The organism is Streptomyces sp. NPDC006925 (assembly GCF_042869575.1).
GTDB lineage: Bacteria > Actinomycetota > Actinomycetes > Streptomycetales > Streptomycetaceae > Streptomyces.
Window position 1 is genome coordinate 530,323 of the sequence record NZ_JBIAGB010000003.1, and the last position, 19,450, is coordinate 549,772.

General features: G+C 69.3%; 15 protein-coding genes and 1 pseudogene. 12 read left to right on the forward strand and 4 right to left on the reverse strand.

Annotated elements, in window-relative coordinates:
* The first annotated feature begins 31 nt into the window (after positions 1-31).
* From ACFYNS_RS07420 to ACFYNS_RS07445, 6 genes are all read left to right on the forward strand, one after another.
* Positions 32-874, forward strand: a complete 843-nt coding sequence (locus tag ACFYNS_RS07420; RefSeq protein ID WP_360692153.1) for a TauD/TfdA family dioxygenase — start codon at positions 32-34, stop codon at positions 872-874.
* A 70-nt stretch (positions 875-944) separates the two neighbouring features.
* Positions 945-2,072: a hypothetical protein gene (locus ACFYNS_RS07425; RefSeq protein ID WP_388601408.1), complete on the forward strand. Its 1,128-nt coding sequence runs from the start codon at positions 945-947 to the stop codon at positions 2,070-2,072.
* A 499-nt stretch (positions 2,073-2,571) separates the two neighbouring features.
* On the forward strand, positions 2,572-4,434 hold the full coding sequence (locus ACFYNS_RS07430; RefSeq protein WP_360692184.1) for an ABC transporter ATP-binding protein: 1,863 nt from the start codon (positions 2,572-2,574) through the stop codon (positions 4,432-4,434).
* A 59-nt stretch (positions 4,435-4,493) separates the two neighbouring features.
* Positions 4,494-5,978: an NUDIX domain-containing protein gene (locus ACFYNS_RS07435; protein WP_360692158.1), complete on the forward strand. Its 1,485-nt coding sequence runs from the start codon at positions 4,494-4,496 to the stop codon at positions 5,976-5,978.
* Between the two features lie 12 nt (positions 5,979-5,990).
* Positions 5,991-7,448: a phosphotransferase gene (locus ACFYNS_RS07440; protein WP_360692160.1), complete on the forward strand. Its 1,458-nt coding sequence runs from the start codon at positions 5,991-5,993 to the stop codon at positions 7,446-7,448.
* Between the two features lie 351 nt (positions 7,449-7,799).
* Positions 7,800-8,162, forward strand: a complete 363-nt coding sequence (locus ACFYNS_RS07445) for a hypothetical protein (protein WP_360692187.1) — start codon at positions 7,800-7,802, stop codon at positions 8,160-8,162.
* 316 nt (positions 8,163-8,478) lie between these two features.
* Here ACFYNS_RS07445 and trxB read toward each other — a convergent pair whose 3' ends face one another.
* Positions 8,479-9,462 carry a thioredoxin-disulfide reductase gene (gene trxB / locus ACFYNS_RS07450; protein ID WP_360692163.1) on the reverse strand — a complete coding sequence of 328 codons (984 nt, stop codon included), beginning with the start codon at positions 9,460-9,462 and terminating at the stop codon, positions 8,479-8,481.
* Positions 9,459-9,872: an arsenate reductase ArsC gene (locus ACFYNS_RS07455; RefSeq protein WP_360692166.1), complete on the reverse strand. Its 414-nt coding sequence runs from the start codon at positions 9,870-9,872 to the stop codon at positions 9,459-9,461. The genes trxB and ACFYNS_RS07455 overlap by 4 nt, the downstream gene beginning before the upstream one ends.
* A 104-nt stretch (positions 9,873-9,976) precedes the next feature.
* On the opposite strand from ACFYNS_RS07455, the gene ACFYNS_RS07460 reads away from it, so the two are divergent.
* The 3 genes from ACFYNS_RS07460 to ACFYNS_RS07470 all read left to right on the forward strand — a co-directional run bounded on the left by ACFYNS_RS07460 (position 9,977) and on the right by ACFYNS_RS07470 (position 12,625).
* Positions 9,977-10,309, forward strand: a complete 333-nt coding sequence (locus tag ACFYNS_RS07460; protein ID WP_360692190.1) for a metalloregulator ArsR/SmtB family transcription factor — start codon at positions 9,977-9,979, stop codon at positions 10,307-10,309.
* Positions 10,306-11,439, forward strand: a complete 1,134-nt coding sequence (gene arsB, locus ACFYNS_RS07465) for an ACR3 family arsenite efflux transporter (RefSeq protein ID WP_360692169.1) — start codon at positions 10,306-10,308, stop codon at positions 11,437-11,439. The genes ACFYNS_RS07460 and arsB overlap by 4 nt, the downstream gene beginning before the upstream one ends.
* Positions 11,440-11,554: 115 nt before the next feature.
* The gene (locus tag ACFYNS_RS07470; RefSeq protein WP_360692172.1) at positions 11,555-12,625 is read left to right on the forward strand and encodes an ArsO family NAD(P)H-dependent flavin-containing monooxygenase; all 1,071 of its coding nucleotides are present in this window, start codon (positions 11,555-11,557) and stop codon (positions 12,623-12,625) included.
* A gap of 482 nt (positions 12,626-13,107) precedes the next feature.
* Here ACFYNS_RS07470 and ACFYNS_RS07475 read toward each other — a convergent pair whose 3' ends face one another.
* Together ACFYNS_RS07475 and ACFYNS_RS07480 are read right to left on the reverse strand one after the other, a co-directional pair.
* Complete coding sequence (locus ACFYNS_RS07475; RefSeq protein WP_360692175.1) at positions 13,108-14,358, reverse strand: MFS transporter; 1,251 nt, start codon at positions 14,356-14,358, stop codon at positions 13,108-13,110.
* On the reverse strand, positions 14,355-15,770 hold the full coding sequence (locus tag ACFYNS_RS07480) for an NAD(P)-binding domain-containing protein (protein ID WP_360692178.1): 1,416 nt from the start codon (positions 15,768-15,770) through the stop codon (positions 14,355-14,357). The genes ACFYNS_RS07475 and ACFYNS_RS07480 overlap by 4 nt, the downstream gene beginning before the upstream one ends.
* 122 nt (positions 15,771-15,892) lie before the next feature.
* Here ACFYNS_RS07480 and ACFYNS_RS07485 point away from each other — a divergent pair, with 122 nt between their 5' ends.
* The 3 genes and pseudogenes from ACFYNS_RS07485 to ACFYNS_RS07495 all read left to right on the forward strand — a co-directional run.
* The gene (locus ACFYNS_RS07485) at positions 15,893-16,948 is read left to right on the forward strand and encodes an NAD(P)-binding domain-containing protein (protein ID WP_360692181.1); all 1,056 of its coding nucleotides are present in this window, start codon (positions 15,893-15,895) and stop codon (positions 16,946-16,948) included.
* A gap of 77 nt (positions 16,949-17,025) precedes the next feature.
* Positions 17,026-17,401, forward strand: a pseudogene (locus tag ACFYNS_RS07490) (ArsR/SmtB family transcription factor).
* A gap of 1,167 nt (positions 17,402-18,568) precedes the next feature.
* A partial coding sequence (locus tag ACFYNS_RS07495; protein WP_388601417.1) for a transposase occupies positions 18,569-19,450 on the forward strand: 882 nt, incomplete at its 3' end.

Sequence of the window (19,450 nt, forward strand, 5' to 3'; positions counted from 1 at the left end):
CCGCCGCCACGCCTCGCCAGGAGGATTCGCGATGCCCCTCACCCTGCGCCCGCTTCCGGGCGGGCTCGGAGCCGAAGTCGACTGCGACTTGAGCCAGCCCCGGGAGCGGCCACTCGCTCCCGAGCTGGCGAATGCGCTGGCACACCACCGGCTGCTCGTCTTCCCCCAGCAGCACCTCAACCACGCCGACCTCCTCACCGTCAGCGCCCACTTCGGCACCGTGGACACCGACGTCGACCGCCGGTACGCCGTCGCGGGCTTCCCCGGGCTCACCTGCGTCAGCAACATCGTCGAGGACGGGGCACACGTCGGCATCTACGACGGCGACGACGAAGAGGAGTGGCACGCCGATAACTCCTTCAAGCCCGAGCTCACCCGGGCGACACTGCTGTACTCGGTCATCACCCCCGAGCAGGGCGGGCAGACCCGGTTTGCCGACGCCACCCGCGCCTACGCGGAACTGCCGCCCGAGCTCAAGGAGCAGATCGAGGGTCTGCGCGCCTGCCACTCCATCCAACAGCTCGGCACACTGCAGGCCCAGGCCAGCGGCGGCACCTCCTCGGCCGCAGCCGGCAGCCTCGCCGGCCAGCCCGAAGCCGAACACCCGCTCGTGCTGACCCATCCCGTCACCGGCGCCCGCTCGCTCCTGCTCGGCCCCATGGTCATCCGCGGAATCGTCGGCATGACCGCGGAGGACAGCAGCAGTCTGCTGTCGAAAGTGACCGAGCACACGACCAGCCCCCCGTACATCTACAGCCACCCGTGGTGCCAGGGCGACCTCGTGGTGTGGGACAACCTCGCTACCCTCCACACCGCCTCCCCCTGCGACAGTGCCCGCCATCACCGGCTGCTGTACCGCGCCTCCGTTCGCTGACTCCGCCCCCTCCGGATGACTCGCGGCGCGATCGCGAGGCCCGGTCTGTCTCCGTCACTAGGGTTTGCGCATGACCGTGAAGGTTCCCCTGAAAGAGACCGCTCTCAACGCCGAGCGCATCGCCCGCATCGGCCGCGAAGTCCATACGGCCTGCCCCGAGTTCGATGCCGACAGCTTCGTGACGTCGGTGATGGCCGACCTTCCCCGGCTGGAACTCAGCGCCCGGATCGCCCGCACCAGCGAGGGCCTGCACGCCCACCTTCCGGTCACCGGCCCCGACGCGCTCGACATCCTGCTGCGCTCCCTCCCGCCGACCCCCGAGGCCGCCGGCGTGACCAACGACTTCGGCCTGCACCTCTACTCCCCGCACTCCGACTACGTCGCCCGCTACTGCCGCACCGCCGAGCACCTGGACCACGCGCTCACCGCGCTGGCACGCATGACCGGGTACTTCTCCGCCGAGCTCCCGGTGCGGCATTTCCTGGCCGACTTCCCCGACCAGACGATGCGCGCCCTCACCACCTGGGCTCGCGACGACGACCACCGGGTGCGCCGCCTCGCGAGCGAAGCCACCCGCCCCCGCCTCCCCTGGGCCCCACGCATCCCGCTGTCGGCCGACGCGGGTCTGCCCGTCCTGGAAGAGCTGTACGCCGACTCCAGCGCGTACGTGCGCCGCTCGGTCGCCAACCACCTGCACGACATCGCCTTCGCCCAGCCCGAGCTGGTCGTGGCCACCCTCCAGCGCTGGCGGGACGCCGACCGTGCCACCGAAAAGCACTTCACGACCCTCGCCCGGGACGCGCTGCGCAGCAGGCTGAAGAAGGGCTGGCCACCCGCCTACACCTTCCTCGGATACCAGCACGACGCCCCCATCAACGTGAGTCCCCCGGCGCTGGAGCGCGCCGAACTGCACGAGGGCGACACCCTCGACTTCTCCGCCGAGCTGACCACCACGGCGACCGCTGCGGTGCACGTGATGTACGTGATCTCCTCGACGACGCCCACCGGCAAGCCGCGGGAGAAGACGTACTTCCTCCTGCGCGACACCGCCGAACCGGGCCGGGGGCTCCGCCTCGCCAAGAGCCACACACTGCGCTCCACCTCCACCTCGAAGCTCACCCCCGGCCCGCACTCGATCGTCCTCCAGGTCAACGGACGCCGCTTCCCAGCAGCGGACTTCCGTCTCCTGGAGGCATGACGACCTGCCCACCCCGTTGAACTGAACCGGTCCACCCGCAGGGCGTGGCGACAGACGCCGCCACGACCCGGCGCATCCATGCCCGAGCCACCTCCGGCATCAGGACACAAGCCCCCGAACGAGCACCCCCGTCTGATCGAACGAGTTTGATCCCCGCCCGCCCCGGCTCGCACGACCAGACCCCGGCAATAGAACTCACGTTCACGAAATGCCCGCGAACAGGCAGTGACGAGACCGGATCCGGCGCGTTCTTAGAGCACCAGTGCCACTTCGCCGCCCAGATGGAGGACGCCATGCATCCTGCTCCCGCGCATCAGCCCCCTGGAATCGAACGGCACCTCTCCTCAGCCGTGCACAGCGTTGACACCAGCGGTATCAGCACCGCACGTCCGGATACGGGGTGGGCGGCGTGAGCGAGCCCACCGATGCATCAGCCGACGGCGTCCCGGGCCCGCGCACCGCCCCGCCCAGTTCCGACGCTCCCCCTGCCGAATCGCAGATGCGGTTCGTCGATGTCACCGGCAGCCGCGAAGCGGCCGGCCGCTCGATCCGGATGCGCGACATGGCCCGGCGCCTGCCGCAGTTGGTACGCCGCTCGCTGTCGCTGGCCTGGCGGGTCGACCGGCGCGCCACCGTCGGCCTCCTGCTGTGCCAGACAGCCTCCGGGGTGACGCAGGCCCTGGGGCTGGTCGCGATCAGCGGCACTCTCACCGCGTTGCTGCGCAGCGGGGACGTCTACCAGCGGATTCTGGAGGCGTGGCCCTCGGTGGCCCTGCTCGCCGGTGCCGCCGGCGTACGCGCGCTGCTGGGGATCACCGTCACCTGGCTCTCCTCCCGGCTCGGCCCGCTCATGACCCGCGAGGCCGAGCAGATGCTGCTGACCGGCTGCGCTGAGGCGGAGCTGCGGGCCTACGACGATCCCGACTTCAACCGCGACCGCGAAGCAGCCGACCGCGGCGCCCAGGTCACCGGGGACCTGATCAACGAGGGGCAGGACCTGATCGCCTCCTCCGCGTCCTTCGTCGCCGGGGCCGTGGTGCTGGCCGGGGTGCACTGGGTACTGCTTCCGCTCCTGGTGGCGGCCAGCCTCCCGCAGGCCATTGCCCAGATCAGCGCCGCCCGGGTGCGGTATCTGGCCAACCTCCGCTCCAACGGGGACTACCGGATGCTGGGCGTGCTGCGCTGGCACATCTACACCAAGCACGCCGCCGACCAGATCCGCGCAGGCACCATGGCCGGCTTCCTCACCGGCCGCTACCGGCAGACCGTCGCCCGCATCAACCGCGAAGACCGCGCCGCGGCGGACAAAGGCGCCCGCATGTCCGTGCTCGGCGCCATGTGCGGAGGTCTCGGGTCAGCCCTCGTATGGGCGGCCGTCGTGGTGCTGCTGGCCACCGGCCGTATCAGCGTCGGGCACGCCGGAACGGCCGTCTTCGCCCTGCAGACGGTGGGGCAGTCGGTCCGCGGCCTGGTGAGCGTCGGGGCCCGCGCCGTGCGCACCGGGCTGTACATGGACGACTGGAGCAACTTCCTGACGAAAGCCGGCGGATTCCGCATGCGCCGGGGCGAGCACCGGCCCGAACCTCCGGAGACAATCGAGATCAAGTCGGTCTCCCACCGCTACGCGGGCAAGGGCAGCGACGCGCTGTCCGATGTCTCGCTCACCCTTCGCCGGGGCGAAGTCACCGCGCTGGTCGGCTTCAATGGCTCGGGCAAGTCCACGCTCTCGAACCTGGCCTGCGGCCTCTATCTGCCCACCGACGGCGAGGTGCTGTGGGACGGCACCCCGACCGGCGAGGCCGACCCGCAGGCGCTGTGGCAGCGGGTCGCCCTGGTGCCGCAGGACTACGCCCAGTGGCCGCTCACCGCGCGCGAGAACATCACCCTCGGCCAGCCCTCGCCGCGCGGCGACGAGGCAGTGAACCAGGCGTGCGAGGCCGCCGGCGCCGACGAGGTAGTCGACAAGCTCGGCGCCGGCCTGGACACCCTCCTCGCCCGCGAGTGGCTCAACGGTGAGGAACTCAGCGGCGGCCAGTGGCAACGGATCGCGCTGGCGCGGGCGTTCTTCCGCCCAGGCGGGCTGCTGGTCCTCGACGAGCCGACCGCGAACCTCGACCCGCGCGCCGAATTCCAGATCTTTCAGCGGCTGCGGGACCTCGCCAAGGACCGGGCCGTACTGCTGGTCACCCACCGCATCGCCAACGTCGCCGTGGCCGACCGCATCGTGGTGCTCGACGAAGGCCGGATCATCCAGGAGGGCACCTACCGGGAGCTCGCCCACCAAGAGGGCCTGTTCCGGGAACTGCTCTCCTACCAAGTCACCTCAGAACCCTACGGCAAAGAGCCCGAATGGCACCCATGAGCCACCTTCGCTCCGAAACCGACCCGCGCCCCCACCCCCATAACCTCCCAGGTGATGACGTGCCCCTCACACGACCCCACATCCGCGCGACCCTCGAGGCGTATCTGACCCGGCACCCGCAGGAGCAGGAGGCCCTTGCCGGACTGGCTGCCGCCCTCGACGACGACGCCGATCCCACCAGCCGCTCCACGCTACCCGGCCACATCACCTGTGGAGCCGTCGTCATCGACCGCGACCGGCGCGTGCTGCACGTAGGTCACAGGACCAGCGGCGGGAAACTGCTGGATCCGGGCGGCCACACCGAGGCCGGAGACCGCACCCTCTTGACCGTCGCCTTGCGAGAGGTCCAGGAGGAGACCGGCATCCGCCCCGAGGAACTATGCATGACCCCGCAGTTCCTCAGCGCGCCGATCGATATCGACGTCCACGACATCGACGCCAATACCGCCAAGGGCGAGCCCGCCCACCAGCACTACGACTTCCGCTTCGCCTTCTACCTCGCCGCCGAACAGCCACCTCCGCTCGCGCTTCAGGACGAAGAGGTCTCCGAAGCCCGATGGCTCCCGTACGCCGACGTCCGCTCCCCCACGCTGTGCGCCAAGCTACTGCTGGCCGAGGGCGACGGGCTCGACGGGCAGCCGGAACCGGTCGGTGCCTCCGCCCTGATCCATGACGGTCATGGGCAGTACCTGCTCCACCTGCGAGATCAGCGCGACGATATCGCGGCTCCCGGGGCCTTCTCCCTTCTCGGTGGCGGCCGCGAAGAGGGCGACACCTGCCTGGCGCAGACACTGCGGCGCGAGCTGGCCGAAGAAGTTCCAGGCCTTGCGCCCGCGGAACTGACGCCGTACGCCGTGGCACAAGCGACGGGAGCCGGCGGGCTCACGGCGCCGATCCAGATCTTCGCGGGCCGCTGGGACGGCGATCCCGACGCGATCGACCTGCGAGAGGGCGTGCTTCTGCGCTGGTTCACCCCCGAGGTGCTGGACCGGCTGCGTCTGAGCCCCGACACGCATGAGCTGATCCACCGGCACGCAGCCCAGCACCCCCCGACCAGCCCCCCAGGAGAGCCTGTACGCTCCCACCGCGGCGAAGCACCGGAGGGGACGGAACTGCACATCGTCGGTGTCCACCTCTACCTCCAGAACGATCACGGCCGCATCCTGCTCGGTCTGCGCCACCCCGACTCCACGTTCGCCCCGAATACGTGGCATTTCCTGGCCGGGCACTGCGAGCGAGAGGCCGCGATCACCTGCCTGGTGAGGGAAGCCAAGGAGGAGGCCGGGCTGCTCATCAACCCCGGCGACGTCGAACTCGTACACCTCGTCCACCTCGTCGACTCGCCGGGCGCGCCGCCACGGATTCAACTCGTCTTCCGGGCTCGCTCCTGGTCCGGCACCCCGAAAGTCCTGGAGCCCGACCGGTGCGTGGAGTGGCGGTGGTGGGCACCGAAGGACCTTCCGACCGAGACCGTTCCATATACGCGCCTGGCCATTGACGGGGTGCTGGTCGGATGCCCGTACTCCCAGATGGGCTGGGAGTAGAAGGTGGGCTCCATGAACATGAGCGGCGCGCAGCGGCATACCGAACCGGTCGACGTCCACCTGATCCTGCGCCGGGACACGGGCAATGGCCCGGAGGTCCTCCTCTCCCGGCGCGCCGGCGCGGTCTACGCAGCCGGGCTGTGGCACCTCCCCTCCGGGAACCTGGACGGCCCGCACGAGGATGTCGTCACCGCGCTGATCCGCGCGGCCCGCGAGGAGACAGGCGTCGAGATCGATCCGACGGACGTACGGGCCGCCGTCACCGTGCACCACCACAGCACCGACGGGCGGGCACGTACCGGCTTCCCTCTCGAAGTCCGACGTTGGAAGGGCGACCCCCGCATCGCTGAGCCAGATGTGTGCAACGCGATGGACTGGGTGCCTCTCGACGCCTTGCCCGCGGACATGGTGGCGTACTGCCGCGCCGGCCTGGACGCCTACCGCTCCGGCGCCTGGCTCGCGGTCCACTTCCTGCCCAACGACACGATCGTCTACGACCCCGGAGCCGACCGCCTCCGTCTCGTGGCGGCCGCAGATGCTCCTCCACCCGCCAAACGTCCCGGTGCTCGAGTCGTGGAGTTCGCGGAACAGACAGTGGGACCGATCGCCACCTGGATCGACGTCTCCTGGATGCGGGAGGGCAGCCGCGTGTGGAAGGCCAGGGGTGCCCAGGGCGGCAACTGGTACGTGAAAATCCATCAATCCGCCAAGTTCCACACCCGAGAAGTAGTGGCATACCGGACATGGGTGCCGACTTTGGGCACGAGAGCGCCCCGGCTGATGGCCGCCGACGAAGAACTGCGAGCTGTAGTGCTCACCGCACTGCCAGGCAGGCCCCTGCACGGAGCCAGCCTCCCACCGCAGCAGGAGCGCGACACCTTCCGCCGCATCGGAGCCCTGGCCCGCCGCGTTCACCAGGCTTCGACGCCGCGGCCCGCCCCGACCAACAGCGGACCAGCCATCGAGAAGGCCGAACGGCACCTCGAAGCCGCGCGGCCACACCTCTCCCCCGGCGACGAGGAATTCGTCCGCGAACTCACCCACCAGGCTGCGGACCTGGCTCCGCTGCCCTGGGTCGAGACCCACGGGGACTTCCAGCTCCGCAATATTCTGCGCCTCGACGACGAAGCCGATTCCGCTGGCGACGCCGACGGCTCCCTGGCTCTCATCGACTTCGAACGCAGCGAGCCCGGCCCCGCCGTACGGGACCTGGTCCGCCTCTCCGACGCCTGGTCCGACCGCCCCGACCTGTACGAGGCGCTCTTGGACGGGTACGGCCGGGCCCTGACCGACACCGAACAGGAACGGCTGGTCACCGACACCGCCCTCGACGCGGTGAGCGGGATCGCCTTCGGCGCCACCCAAGGCGATCCCGAAGTGGTCGAACGTGGCCGCCGTACCCTGGTCCGGCTGCGCTCGACGCCCCGATGCGCCGACGGCCGGCTACGCCACCGCACCCTCGAACTGTGAGCACATGAGGAGACTGACCGCTGATCCGGCCTTCGCCGAAACCACATTCATCGTCATCGCGATTTCGAGCCGACGGCCTCCACCGGCCACCCGGCCCAGCCCATTGAGGTCGTGGCCCTCGCACTGCGCTGCCCGGACGGCGCCTGGCGGGATACCGGACGCCGGACGTCCCTGATCCGGCCGCTGGTATTCGCCCCGGTGGCCCGGGCGGACACCGCTCAGGCCGGCCTGGCCACCGAACAGCGCCATGCGGCTCCCGCCCCCGGCCGAGGTGCTGGGGCACTGGCCGACAGCTCACGGACGGCACCCCTTACATGCTGGTGGTACAGCAGCGGCTCCGGCAACAACTGTGTGGAGGTCGCTGACTTGGCCCACACCGCCTACCAAGCGATCACCATCCGCGACTCCAAGAACTCCGGTGGCCCAGCGCTGCTGACCGAGCCCGAAGGCTCCCGTCGCGCTCGTCGCCGACGTGCGCGACGAGAGCCTCACCACCTGACCCCCGGGCCACGACATGCGTTGGCCGAGCCCGGGGCGGTCCACCAGTCGAGAAACAGAGTCCCGAAGCCGACAACGGCCTGGGTACCGCTTCGGGGCCAGGCAACCGCCCAGTCGGCGGGCACCCCCTCACGGCTCATCCCGAAGACGACCGCTGGTCCGCATCTGACGTCCCGTCAGGTTCAACCAGCGCATTTCCAGCGACCGTACGGATAACGACGGGTGATGACAGGTGACGACGTATCAGTTTCACCAGCGACCATCCAGCGACGGGAATCCGGGCGGGGTGGTCCTGAAAATGGGCACACCCCGTCTGACCTGCTAGTTTGACTGGACGCGGGCAATCAGTTAACCGTGCGTGCTACACATTGAAGCGGAACGTCGACGACGTCGCAGTCACCTGCGGAAACGCCCCACTGCGGGACAGCGACCAGCGCATAACCAGCAACCGTCGACGGTGCCGCCCGACGCACGGCAGGGCCACCACGAGTCTGGCTCCCGCCACCGCGCGGGCGACGGGGCTCCGGGCCGACTACAGCGCCAGAGGGGATTTTTCCGGCTCTGGTGCATGCTCGCCGTCGACGAGTGCGGCCAGGTACCGCTCGGCGTCCAGAGCGGCGGAGCAGCCTGTTCCGGCTGCGGTGATGGCCTGCCGGTAGGTGTGGTCCACGACGTCTCCAGCAGCGAAAACGCCCGGGATGTTCGTACGGGTGGAAGGGGCGTCCACCTCAAGGTAGCCGTCCTGGGCGAGGCCGACGGCTCCCTCGAACAGTTCCGTACGCGGATCGTGGCCGATAGCGACGAACAGGCCGGTGACCGGGAGAGGGGAGGTCTCGCCATTCTGAGTATTGCGGAGAGTCAGGCCGGAGAGCTTGCTCTCCTTCTCGTGGATCTCAGCGACCTCGCTGTCCCAGGCGAAGGAGATCTTCGGGTCGGCGAAGGCGCGCTCCTGCATGGCCTTGGAGGCGCGCAGGGTGTCGCGACGGTGCACGATGGTGACGGACCTGGCAAAGCGGGAGAGGAAAGTTGCCTCCTCCATCGCGGTGTCGCCGCCGCCGACAACGGCGATGTCCTGCTCGCGGAAGAAGAAGCCGTCGCAAGTGGCGCAGTAGGAGATGCCACGGCCGGACAGCTCGTCCTCGCCGGGCAGATCGAGCTTGCGGTACTGGGAGCCGGTGGCGATGATCACGGTCCTGGCCCGGTGCACGGTGCCCGCTGAGTCGGTCACCGTCTTGATCTCGCCGGAAAGGTCAACGGCAGCGACGTCGTCCGCGACGAACTCGGCACCGAAGCGCTCACCCTGGGCACGCATCTGGTCCATCAACTCCGGGCCCATGATGCCGTCGCGGAAGCCCGGGAAGTTCTCCACCTCGGTGGTGGTCATCAGCGCCCCACCAGCGGTCACGGATCCCTCGAAGACCAGCGGCTCCAGCGACGCGCGTGCGGTGTACAGCGCGGCAGTGTAGCCCGCGGGCCCCGAGCCGATGATGATGACGTTCCGGATGTCCGTGCTCACTTCCCGCCCTCCGGAGCGATCTCGGCGATCAGCCCTTCGATACGGGTCTTGATCTCGTCGCGGATGGGCCGTACGGCCTCGACCCCCTGGCCGGCGGGGTCCTCCAGCTTCCAGTCCAGGTAGCGCTTGCCGGGGAAGACGGGGCAGGCATCGCCGCAGCCCATCGTCACGCAGACATCAGATGCCTGGACGGCGTCCACGGTCAGCACCTTGGGGGTCTCAGCGGCGATGTCGATGCCGACCTCGCGCATGGCTTCGACGACGGCGGGGTTGACAGAGTCGGCTGGGGCGGAGCCGGCCGAGCGGACCTCGACGCGGTCCCCCGCGAGGTGGGTCAGCCAGGCGGCGGCCATCTGGGAGCGACCCGCGTTGTGGACACACACGAACAGAACGGAGGGCTTCTCGGCCATGAGGGTCTCTTTCATCGAGCAGCAAGGGCTACGTCCGGCTCCGGAGTGCTGACGTCAGCCCTCGCTGGCATCAGCGCGTAGTGATGTGAGAGTATCAGCGCATGATGACGTCAGCCAAACCTGAAGTGACAGCGGAGGGTGTCGACCTGATCCGGGTCATCGCGGACCCTCTCCGGTTCCAGATCGTGACCCTCCTGGCGCACGAGACCCTGTGCACCTCCCACCTCGTTGAGGAGACAGGGGCACGGCAGACGAACCTCTCCAACCACCTGCGCGTACTGCGGGACGCCGGAGTGGTCGAGACGGAGCCGTGCGGTCGCTTCACCTACTACAAGCTGCGGCCTGACGTCCTCACGGCCCTCGCCGGTTCGCTCACCGAGCTGGCTGAGACCGCCCGCACCACGATCGCCACCGACCGGAAGAGGCCCTGCCCGTGACGAGGACCGAAGCCACAGCCCAGAGCACACCCCCGGCCCCGGATGAGGCCGGGATCGTAGGAAAGCTCTCCACTCTCGACCGCTTCCTGGCCGTGTGGATCCTGGCCGCCATGGCCGTCGGCCTGGGCCTGGGCCGGGCGGTCCCCGGTCTGGACGACGCGCTGTCCAGGGTCGAGATCGGCGGCATCTCGCTGCCGATCGCCATCGGCCTGCTGATCATGATGTACCCGGTCCTGGCCAACGTCCGCTACGACAGACTCGACGCGGTCACCGGCGACAAGAAGCTGATGATCTCGTCCCTGGCCATCAACTGGATCCTCGGTCCGGCCGTGATGTTCGCCCTCGCGTGGACGTTCCTGCCCGACCTGCCCGAGTACCGCACCGGGCTGATCATCGTCGGACTGGCCCGCTGCATCGCCATGGTGATCATCTGGAATGACCTGGCCTGCGGCGACCGCGAAGCCGCCGCCGTGCTCGTCGCCCTCAACTCCGTCTTCCAGGTCTTCGCGTTCGGCATGCTGGGCTGGTTCTACCTCGACCTGCTGCCCCGGTGGCTGAATCTCGGCGACGGGCAGGGGCTGGACGTCTCCGTCTGGCACATCGCGCTGAACGTCGTCGTCTTCCTCGGCATCCCGCTGCTGGCCGGATTCCTCACCCGCCGCCTCGGCGAGAAGAAGCTGGGCCGCGAACCCTACGAGCGGAACTTCCTGCCGAAGATCGGACCGTGGGCCCTCTACGGCCTGCTCTTCACGATCGTGCTGCTCTTCGCACTGCAGGGGAGGACGATCACGTCGCAGCCGCTGGACGTGGCCCGGATCGCGCTGCCGCTGCTGGTGTACTTCGCGCTGATGTGGTTCGGCACCTTCGCGCTCGGCAAGGCGCTCGGCCTGGCCTACGACCGCACGGCCACCCTGGCCTTCACCGCCGCCGGGAACAACTTCGAACTGGCCATCGCGGTCGCCATCGCCACCTTCGGCGTCACCTCCGGCCAGGCCCTCTCCGGCGTCGTCGGCCCGCTCATCGAGGTCCCGGTGCTGGTGGCGCTGGTCTATGTATCCCTGGCCTGGCGCCGCAAGTTCAGTACCCAGGCCATCCGCACCACAACCGAACGGCAAGCGCAGGAGAGCTGATCGGCATGCAGTGCTCTGAGCCTCACCAGCACGAACGCGAACGCCCGGCCCACTCTGCGTGCCGGACGTGCAGCTTCACGGCCCGCCGGGAACACGCCGCCATCGGAACGCGCCGATGAGCACACGCAGACCCGATCACGCTGTGGTCGTGATCGGCGGCGGCCAAGCAGGACTGGCCGCCGGTTTCTACCTTCGCCGGGCCGGACTGGACTTCGTCATCCTCGACGCCCAGGACCGGCCCGGCGGGGCCTGGCGCCACATGTGGGACTCACTGCACCTGTTCTCACCCGCCGCGTACTCCTCCCTCCCCGGCCGGCCCATGCCGGTCCAGCCCGGCCGCACCTACCCGGAGGCCACGCATGTGGTCGATTACCTCGCCCAATACGAGCAGCGCTACCAGCTACCCGTACAGCGCCCCGTCCAGGTCGGTGCGGTCCGCCGCGAAGACGGTTTCCTGCGCGTGGAGGGAGACACCGGCACCTGGCGGGCGCGGGCGGTGATCTCCGCGACCGGCACCTGGCGGCGCCCCTTCGTCCCGGCCGCGCCTGGACAGGACGTCTTCGCCGGACAGCAGCTGCACACGGTCGACTACCGCGCCCCCAAGGAATTCACGGGTCAGCAGGTGATCGTGGTGGGCGGCGGAAACTCCGGCGCGCAGATCGCCGCCGACCTTGCCGGGGCCGGCGACATCGGGCTGACCTGGGTCACCCGTCACCCGCCGCGCTACCTGCCGGACGACATCGACGGCCGTGCCCTCTTCGACGCCGCCACGGCCCGCCGTCGCGCCCTGGAGGCGGGGCGCCCGGACCCCGGCGGGGTCGCCTCGCTCGGCGACATTGTCGCCGTGCCCCCTGTCCGCGCAGCCCGGGACGCCGGGCGACTCGTTCACAGGGCGATGTTCGACCGCCTCACCGCGCACGGCGTCGCCTGGGCCGACGGCACTACGGCAGCAGCGGACGCGGTCATCTGGTGCACCGGCTTCCGCCCCGCACTGGCCCATCTCGCCCCACTCGAACTGCGCGGCGCGCGCGGGCACATCGCGACCGACGGCACCCGCGCCGTCGCCGAGCCGCGCCTGCATCTGCTCGGCTACGGCGACTGGACCGGCCCCGCCTCCGCCACCCTCATCGGAGTCGGCCGCCCGGCACGGGAGGCCGTCGACCAGATCAGCGGCCTGGTCCGCTGAGCCCGCTCGTTCCCTCGTCGACATCCCTCTGATGAATCGTCAGCATTCGTCGGTGTACCCACCGGTTGGTCGGCACCGGGCGCACCCGACAGGTCAGCAGGTCAGGGCTGTTTCACCCTCAGGCAGCGGCCGGAGGGTCTCAGGCTCTTGCCCATCGCGGCGAGAACGGACGTCGACGCTGTAGTACACCCACCTCCCCCGCCGCTCGGAGACCAGCGGTCCCGCCTCGCGCAGCCCTTCACATGGTGGGAGACCGTCGGCTGTGATACGTCGAACCCGAGAGGTGGCAGGCGCAGGCATCACCACCCTGGTGCGAGGCGTCAACGGTCACACCGCATAGGCATTCGAGAAGAAGGAGCGCTGGAACTCCAGACCGAAATCCGTGACAACCTGCGCGCCCACTGCCGTTGGTGACCCCCCTGGCACCCACGGCTGTGTTCTGGTCGTGAGATGAGACCGGCCTTGGGAAGAAGGGCCAAGCCTCATCGGGGATACAGCGCCCCGACACCGTTAGCCGACAGCTGTCTGTTCGGTTTGGTCCATGGTGCCGCGCAGGCGGCGAGCAGGGTGAGAAGGGCGAGGAAGGCGAAGAGGTGGGGGTAGCCGCCGAGGGGGGCGGCGAGTGCGGCGCCGGCGAAGGGCGCGAGGGCTGTGGCGGCGGTGGTGGGTGCGGCGAGGAGTCCGGAGAGTCGGCCGTAGTGGGTGGTGCCCCAGCGGTCAGTGACTGCAGTGGCTTGGAGGAGTGTGAGGTTGCCACGCGCTATCCCGGCCGTGCTGGAGAGGGCGGCCAGGAGGCTGTAGGGGCCGGGCACGGCGGCGAGTGCGGCGATGGTGGCGCCTGCGAGGGCAATCAGGACGGTGGTGCGGGTGGCCGCGGTGGTGTGGCGGGCAAGGGGTGCGAACAGAGCGCGGCCGAGCGTTTGTCCGGCGCCGCCGAGTCCGAGGGCCCAGGCCGCTTGGGTGCCGGAGTAGCCGCGTTCGAGGAGGAGGGGGACGAGGGCGATGACGACGGCGAAGGCGGCGAAGGTGGAGAGGGTGAGGACACCTGCTAGTGCCCAGAAGGGTCGGCTGCGGGAAGCCGTATTGGCGTTGTTGTCAGCGTGGGTGGGGGTCGGTTGGGCGGGTGGCCAGGGGTGTCTGAGGGCCCGGGCGTGGGCGGGGATGGTCACGCAAGCGAGGACGAGGGCGAGGACGGCGTAGGTGGTACGCCAGCTCAGATGGTGGGCGAGTGCGGCGGTGAGGGGGGCGAAGACGGTGGAGGCGAGTCCGCCGGCGAGGGTGACGATGGTCAGTGCGCGGACGTGGTACGGGGCCCACCAGCGGGTGAGGGCGGCGAAGGCGGGCTGGTAGAAGGTGGCTGCCATGGCGGCCCCGGCCAGGAACCAGCCGGTGAAAAAGACCGGGAGATTCGGAGCGGCGGCCACGACCAGAAGGCTCACGGTTCCGAGAACGGAACCGGTGGTCATGACAACGCGCGGGCCATGGTGGTCGATGGTGCGTCCTACGCGGATTCCGGCGAGTGCGGAGACGATGAGTGCGAGGGAGAACGCAGCGGTGGTTGCACCTGCTGACCAGCCGGTGGTGGCGATGATCTGCGGGTTGAGGACGGGAAAGGCGTAGAAGACCGTGCCCCAGCTGGTGATCTGGGTGACGCACAGCGCAAAGAGTGCGGCGCGGGGCCGCGACCGGTCCTCGACCCCGGTGGCGACCCCGCTGGTCTTGAGGGCGGTCACGAGTCGCAGCAGTTCCCGCTGACCGGGGCCGCCTCAGCGCCGGCCGATACCGCGGCCGGGGCGGTGAGCTGAACCGGCTGCGCGTCCGATGCCGTCCCGCAGCAGTCCTCCGCACCGGTGCCGGGCCGGACGTCGGAGATGTCGGTAAGTCCGGCACCGGTGCATACCCCGGTCTCGGGGAGGGTGAGTTCGACATTGTCGGCGGCCTCGACGTCACCGGCGAGGGCGGCGGCGATGGAGCGGACCTGCTCATAACCCGTCATGGCCAGAAAGGTCGGGGCACGGCCGTAGGACTTCATACCGACCAGGTAGACCCCGGGCTCCGGATGAGACAGCTCGTTGTGGCCGTGGGGGTAGACAGTGCCGCAGGAGTGCTGGTTGGGGTCGATCAGCGGGGCGAGCGCAAGGGGTGCTTGGAGACGCTCGTCCAGGCCGAGCCGGAGCTCGGAGAGAAAGGTCAGGTCGGGTCGGAAACCGGTCAGGACAATGACTTGATCGACCGGCTCAAGGTGTCGGCCGTCCTCCCCGACGAGGACGAGGCGGCCGGCGCGGTCACGCTCGACGGCTTCGGTGCGGAAGCCGGTGACCGCCTCCGCATAGCCGTTGTCGACGGCGGCCTTCGCTGCCAGACCGAGGGCGCCACGGGCAGGCAGCTGATCGGCTTCGCCGCCGCCGAAGGTGGATCCGGAGATGCCGCGCCGCAGAATCCATACCGTCTTGGTGTCCACACCGTCGGTCGTCTTGGCGAGTTCGGCGAGGTGAGCCAGAGCGGTGAACGCGGAGGCGCCTGAGCCGAGCACGGCGGTGCGCTTACCCGCGTATCGCGCGCGGACGGCCGGGTCTTTCAGGTCGGGGACACGGTAGGTGATGCGGTCGGCAGCGGCTTCCTCGCCGAGGGCGCGCAGACCGCTGGCGCCTGCGGGGCTGGGGGTGGTCCAGCTGCCGGAGGCGTCGATCACCGCGCGGGCGGTCACGCGTTCTTCGCGGCCGCCGGGGTCGGTGATGTGGACGACGAAGGGCTGGATTTCGCGGTCTGCGTCCACGACGCGGTCCCGGCCGGCGCGGGAGACGCCGGTGACGGTGGCACCGTAGCGCACCCGGTTGCCGAGGACGTCTGCCAGAGGCTGGAGGTAGTGCTCGGCCCAGTCGCCGCCGGAGGGGTAGGTGGCGGCGTCGGGCTTGGTCCAGCCGGTGGGTGCGAGGAGTTTCTCCGCTTCCGGGTCGATGACCTCGCCCCAGGGAGAAAACAGCCGCACGTGCGACCACTCGCGCACCGCGGTCGCGGCTGCCGATCCGGCCTCCAGGACCAGCGGGACAAGACCGCGGTCGAGCAGGTGTGCGGCTGCGGCAAGCCCGGAGGGGCCGGCGCCGATCACGACGACTGGCAGTTCAGTGGTGGCGGGCGCGTTCACGGCGACTCCCTGCTTGGTTCGACATTCTTCGATGCTTGCGCAACCAGCGTGACACCTGATTCGATGAGCGTCAACATAGACATACGTCGAATCTAGGGGTCACTGTGGAGCACACAGAGGTTGTGGTTATCGGAAGCGGGCAGTCGGGACTCGCCGCAGCGGGAGTCCTGCGCGAGCACGGCATCGATCCTGTGGTGCTGGAGGCATCGGAGCAGGCAGGCGGGTCCTGGCCGCACTACTACGACAGCCTCGCGCTGTTCTCGCCTGCCCGCTTCAGCGCACTACCGGGCCTGCCGTTCGACGGGGACGGCGACCGCTACCCGCGCCGCGACGAGGTGGTCGACTACCTTGCCCGCTACCAGAAGCACCTGGGCGTCCAGGTGCGCACCAGCACCCGCGTGGCGGCCGTCGAGCACGGCGCGTCGGGCTTCTCCGTCCGCACCGCGAGCGGTCAGAACATCGCCGCCGCCGGGGTGGTCGCAGCCACCGGCTCCTTCAACAGCCCCGTGCGCCCCGCCCTGCCCGGGCAGGAGAGCTTCACCGGAGAGCTGCTGCACGTGGCCGACTACCGCGACCCCGCCCCGTACACGGGCAAGCACGTCGTGGTCGTCGGCGGCGGCAACTCCGCCGTACAGGTCGGCTACGAACTCGCCGAGGCAGCCGAGGTGACCCTCGCCAGCCGCACCCCGATCCGCTTCCTGCCGCAGATCCGGCAGGGCCGGGACTTTCACCACTGGCTGACCACCACCGGCTTCGACGAGCTGCCGCCGGAGTGGCTTGCGCACTACGCCGGCGGCACCCTCGTCGTGGATGCCGGGCAGTACGAGACCGCCCTGACCACCGGCCGTCTGCGGCGTAAGGACATGTTCACCACCCTGGACGGCGATACGGTGGTGTGGTCGGACGGCACCCGCGAGAGAACCGATGTCGTCCTGCTGGCCACCGGCTACCGACCCAGCCTGGACTACCTCAGGCCGCTGGGAGCACTCAGCCCCGAGGGCGCCCCGTTGCACAGCGGCGGCCTGTCGGCCACCCACCCGGGCCTGGTCTACCTGGGTCTGGAATTCCAGCGGTCCTTCGCTTCCAACACACTGCGCGGCGTGGCCCGGGACGCGCACTACGTGATTCCGCCGCTGGCCGCGCACGTCCAAGGGGCACCGGCGGCCGCGGGCCTCTGAGCGCAGGAACAGGGGCGCCCGCAGCCATCCGGCGGGCACCCCTACCACCCTGTTTCGACATGCGTCAACATAGACCTATGTCGAATGTGAAGATGTTGCCGCTACTGGGCCACGCAGCCCCGAGCGCTGTCCAGCCGTGCTGCCCGCCGCTGAGTGAACGGACCGTGAACGTCGATGAGGCCGAGCGGGCGGCGAAGATGTTCAAGGCGCTCGGGGACCCGGTGCGGCTGCGACTGTTCGCCGCCGTCGCCTCCCGCCCGGGCGGCGAGACGTGCGTGTGCGACATCCCCGACGTCGGCGTCTCCCAGCCCACCGTTTCCCACCACCTGAAGAAGCTCAAGGAAGCCGGCCTGCTCGTATCCGAGCGGCCGGTACATAGGCCTCTTACCGGATGGCCCCTCCGTGCTCGCCGCCATGAGCCAGATCATCACCAACGCGCCCCCCGCCTCCTGACTTCTGTGCACCGCCTGACTGCGTCTGGAACCCAGGCGGTGGAACAGGTCGCATGACCTGCCCCACCATCCATGCAGCAGTCCCGCATTCCGGCAGCCTCTCCGGCTTGCGGATGCGCCACGGTTCCCAAGGGGCGGCCCGGAGAGGGGCCGCCCCTTGGGAACCAGGTTGCGCCGGGGCACCAAGCGCGCCACCGGCGGCAATACGACGGCACGTTGCGAGAGTGCCGTGGAAGCACACCGTCAACCTGCACTTGAGCACCAGGATGTGCGTGATCACGAGGGGACTGAGAGCTGTGCCCACGCCGTCTTCCGTCGTCATGCTCGGGAAAGCCGAAGCAGCTCCGAAACGGTACCGACGGCGACCACAGGCACGGCTCGAACTGAGGTCCTGCAGGGCAGGACGGGCGAGGATCTCGGCTTGTGCAGCAGGCACCGGAGCCGGCTTCCTGGTGGCCGAGTACCACCTCATTCCCTGACTGGTGGTCAGGTCGAGTCAGCGCAAATCCAGCAACCGGAAACCCCGACCAGATTCAACTACCCCGACACATGGCGTTGACCTGCACAAACACAAGCCTCGCAACCCTGACCATCCCCGCTTGATGTTCCGGCAGAACTCCACCACATCCACCCGCGAGAAGCCCCTGACCTGCATCAACGCAAGTAAGAGGGGCCCACTCGAAAGACTCACACGTTGAAGCGGAACTCCACCACGTCCCCCGTCGCACTTGACGTAGCCCTTGCCTTCCATGCGGACCTCGGTGGGCCACTGGGGAGTGTCGGAGAAACTACCGGTTCACAGGACTCGAAGGAAGTGACCTCGACCTTTAAAGAGCCCTTCAGGAGGTCGGGGCGAATGGCACCGACACCTCTGCGACTACGGAGCGTACAGATTCAGACACACCACCGACGTGTATGGTCCGATACGGCATGCCCCCGCGCCCCCTGCTTCCTGGGGCCGTCACTCCCGGATCAGCCATTGAGCGACTCTGTCGGGGATCTTGAACTTCTCGGGACAGGGCTGTCGGTGGTTGGAACACTTCGGGTGGTCCGACGTTGTCCTGTCCTGCTGAGGTGATCCGTGTCCGTTCGTCCCCGGTCCGGGGTGGTGGTGCCGGAGCTTACGGCGCATGTGGCGCGGGCCAGCAACCCTCGCGGCACTACGGCGATGTGGGTGCGTGATCACCTCGACGGGCTCTGGGACGACAGGGACTTCAGTCCCTGGTACCCGCGCGACGGCCGCCCCGGGCTTTCGCCGGCCCAACTGGCCATGGTCTGTGTCCTGCAGTTTCTGCTCAACCTCTCCGATCGACAGGCGGCCGAGGCGGTGCGGTGTCGTATCGACTTCAAGTACGCCCTGGCTCTGGAGTTGGACGATCCGGGATTCCACCACAGTGTGCTGACGGACTTCCGTGATCGCCTGTGCAAGGACGACCGCGCGGACCAGCTGCTCTCCCTGTCGCTGGAGCGGATGCGCGATGCCGGCGTGGTCACTGAGCGTGGCAGGCAGCGCACCGACTCCACCCAGGTGCTGGCCGCCGCGCGGGACCTGTCCCGTCTGGAGCTGGTCCTCGAAGCAATACGCGCGGCCTTGGAGGAAGCCGCCCAGCGGGCCCCTGACATCCTCGACGGCCTGGTGGACGCCGAGTGGGCCACCCGCTACGGGCGTCCGGTCCGACTCCCCAGCCAACCCAGTCACCCAGCCACCCGGCTCAAGCAGGCGGGAGCGGACGCCCGGCGGCTCCTCGAGCGCCTGCCGCCGCACCGGCGTGGGCCCCGCGCGGAAACGCTGCGGCAGATCGTCGTGCAGAACTTCCTCCTCGACGCCCGTGGCGGGTTACGTCCCCGCACCGCGAAGGACGGGCAGCCCAAAGGCGCTGTGCGGATCGTCTCGCCCTACGACCGCGAAGCCCGCCGGGCCATCCGGGGCAACACCCGCTGGAGCGGCTATCTGATCCATGTCACCGAGACCTGCGAGACCGATTCCCCGGTCAACCTGATAACGGACATCGCCACCACCAGGCCGACCCGGGACACCGAGGCCCTACCC

Coding starts and splice junctions, on each gene's coding strand:
- ACFYNS_RS07420 (WP_360692153.1), top strand. CDS start 32: ATGCCCCTCACCCTGCGCCCGCTTCCGGGCGGGCTCGGAGCCGAAGTC.
- ACFYNS_RS07425 (WP_388601408.1), top strand. CDS start 945: ATGACCGTGAAGGTTCCCCTGAAAGAGACCGCTCTCAACGCCGAGCGC.
- ACFYNS_RS07430 (WP_360692184.1), top strand. CDS start 2,572: ATGCGGTTCGTCGATGTCACCGGCAGCCGCGAAGCGGCCGGCCGCTCG.
- ACFYNS_RS07440 (WP_360692160.1), top strand. CDS start 5,991: ATGAACATGAGCGGCGCGCAGCGGCATACCGAACCGGTCGACGTCCAC.
- ACFYNS_RS07455 (WP_360692166.1), bottom strand. CDS start 9,872: ATGGCCGAGAAGCCCTCCGTTCTGTTCGTGTGTGTCCACAACGCGGGT.
- ACFYNS_RS07460 (WP_360692190.1), top strand. CDS start 9,977: ATGACGTCAGCCAAACCTGAAGTGACAGCGGAGGGTGTCGACCTGATC.
- ACFYNS_RS07470 (WP_360692172.1), top strand. CDS start 11,555: ATGAGCACACGCAGACCCGATCACGCTGTGGTCGTGATCGGCGGCGGC.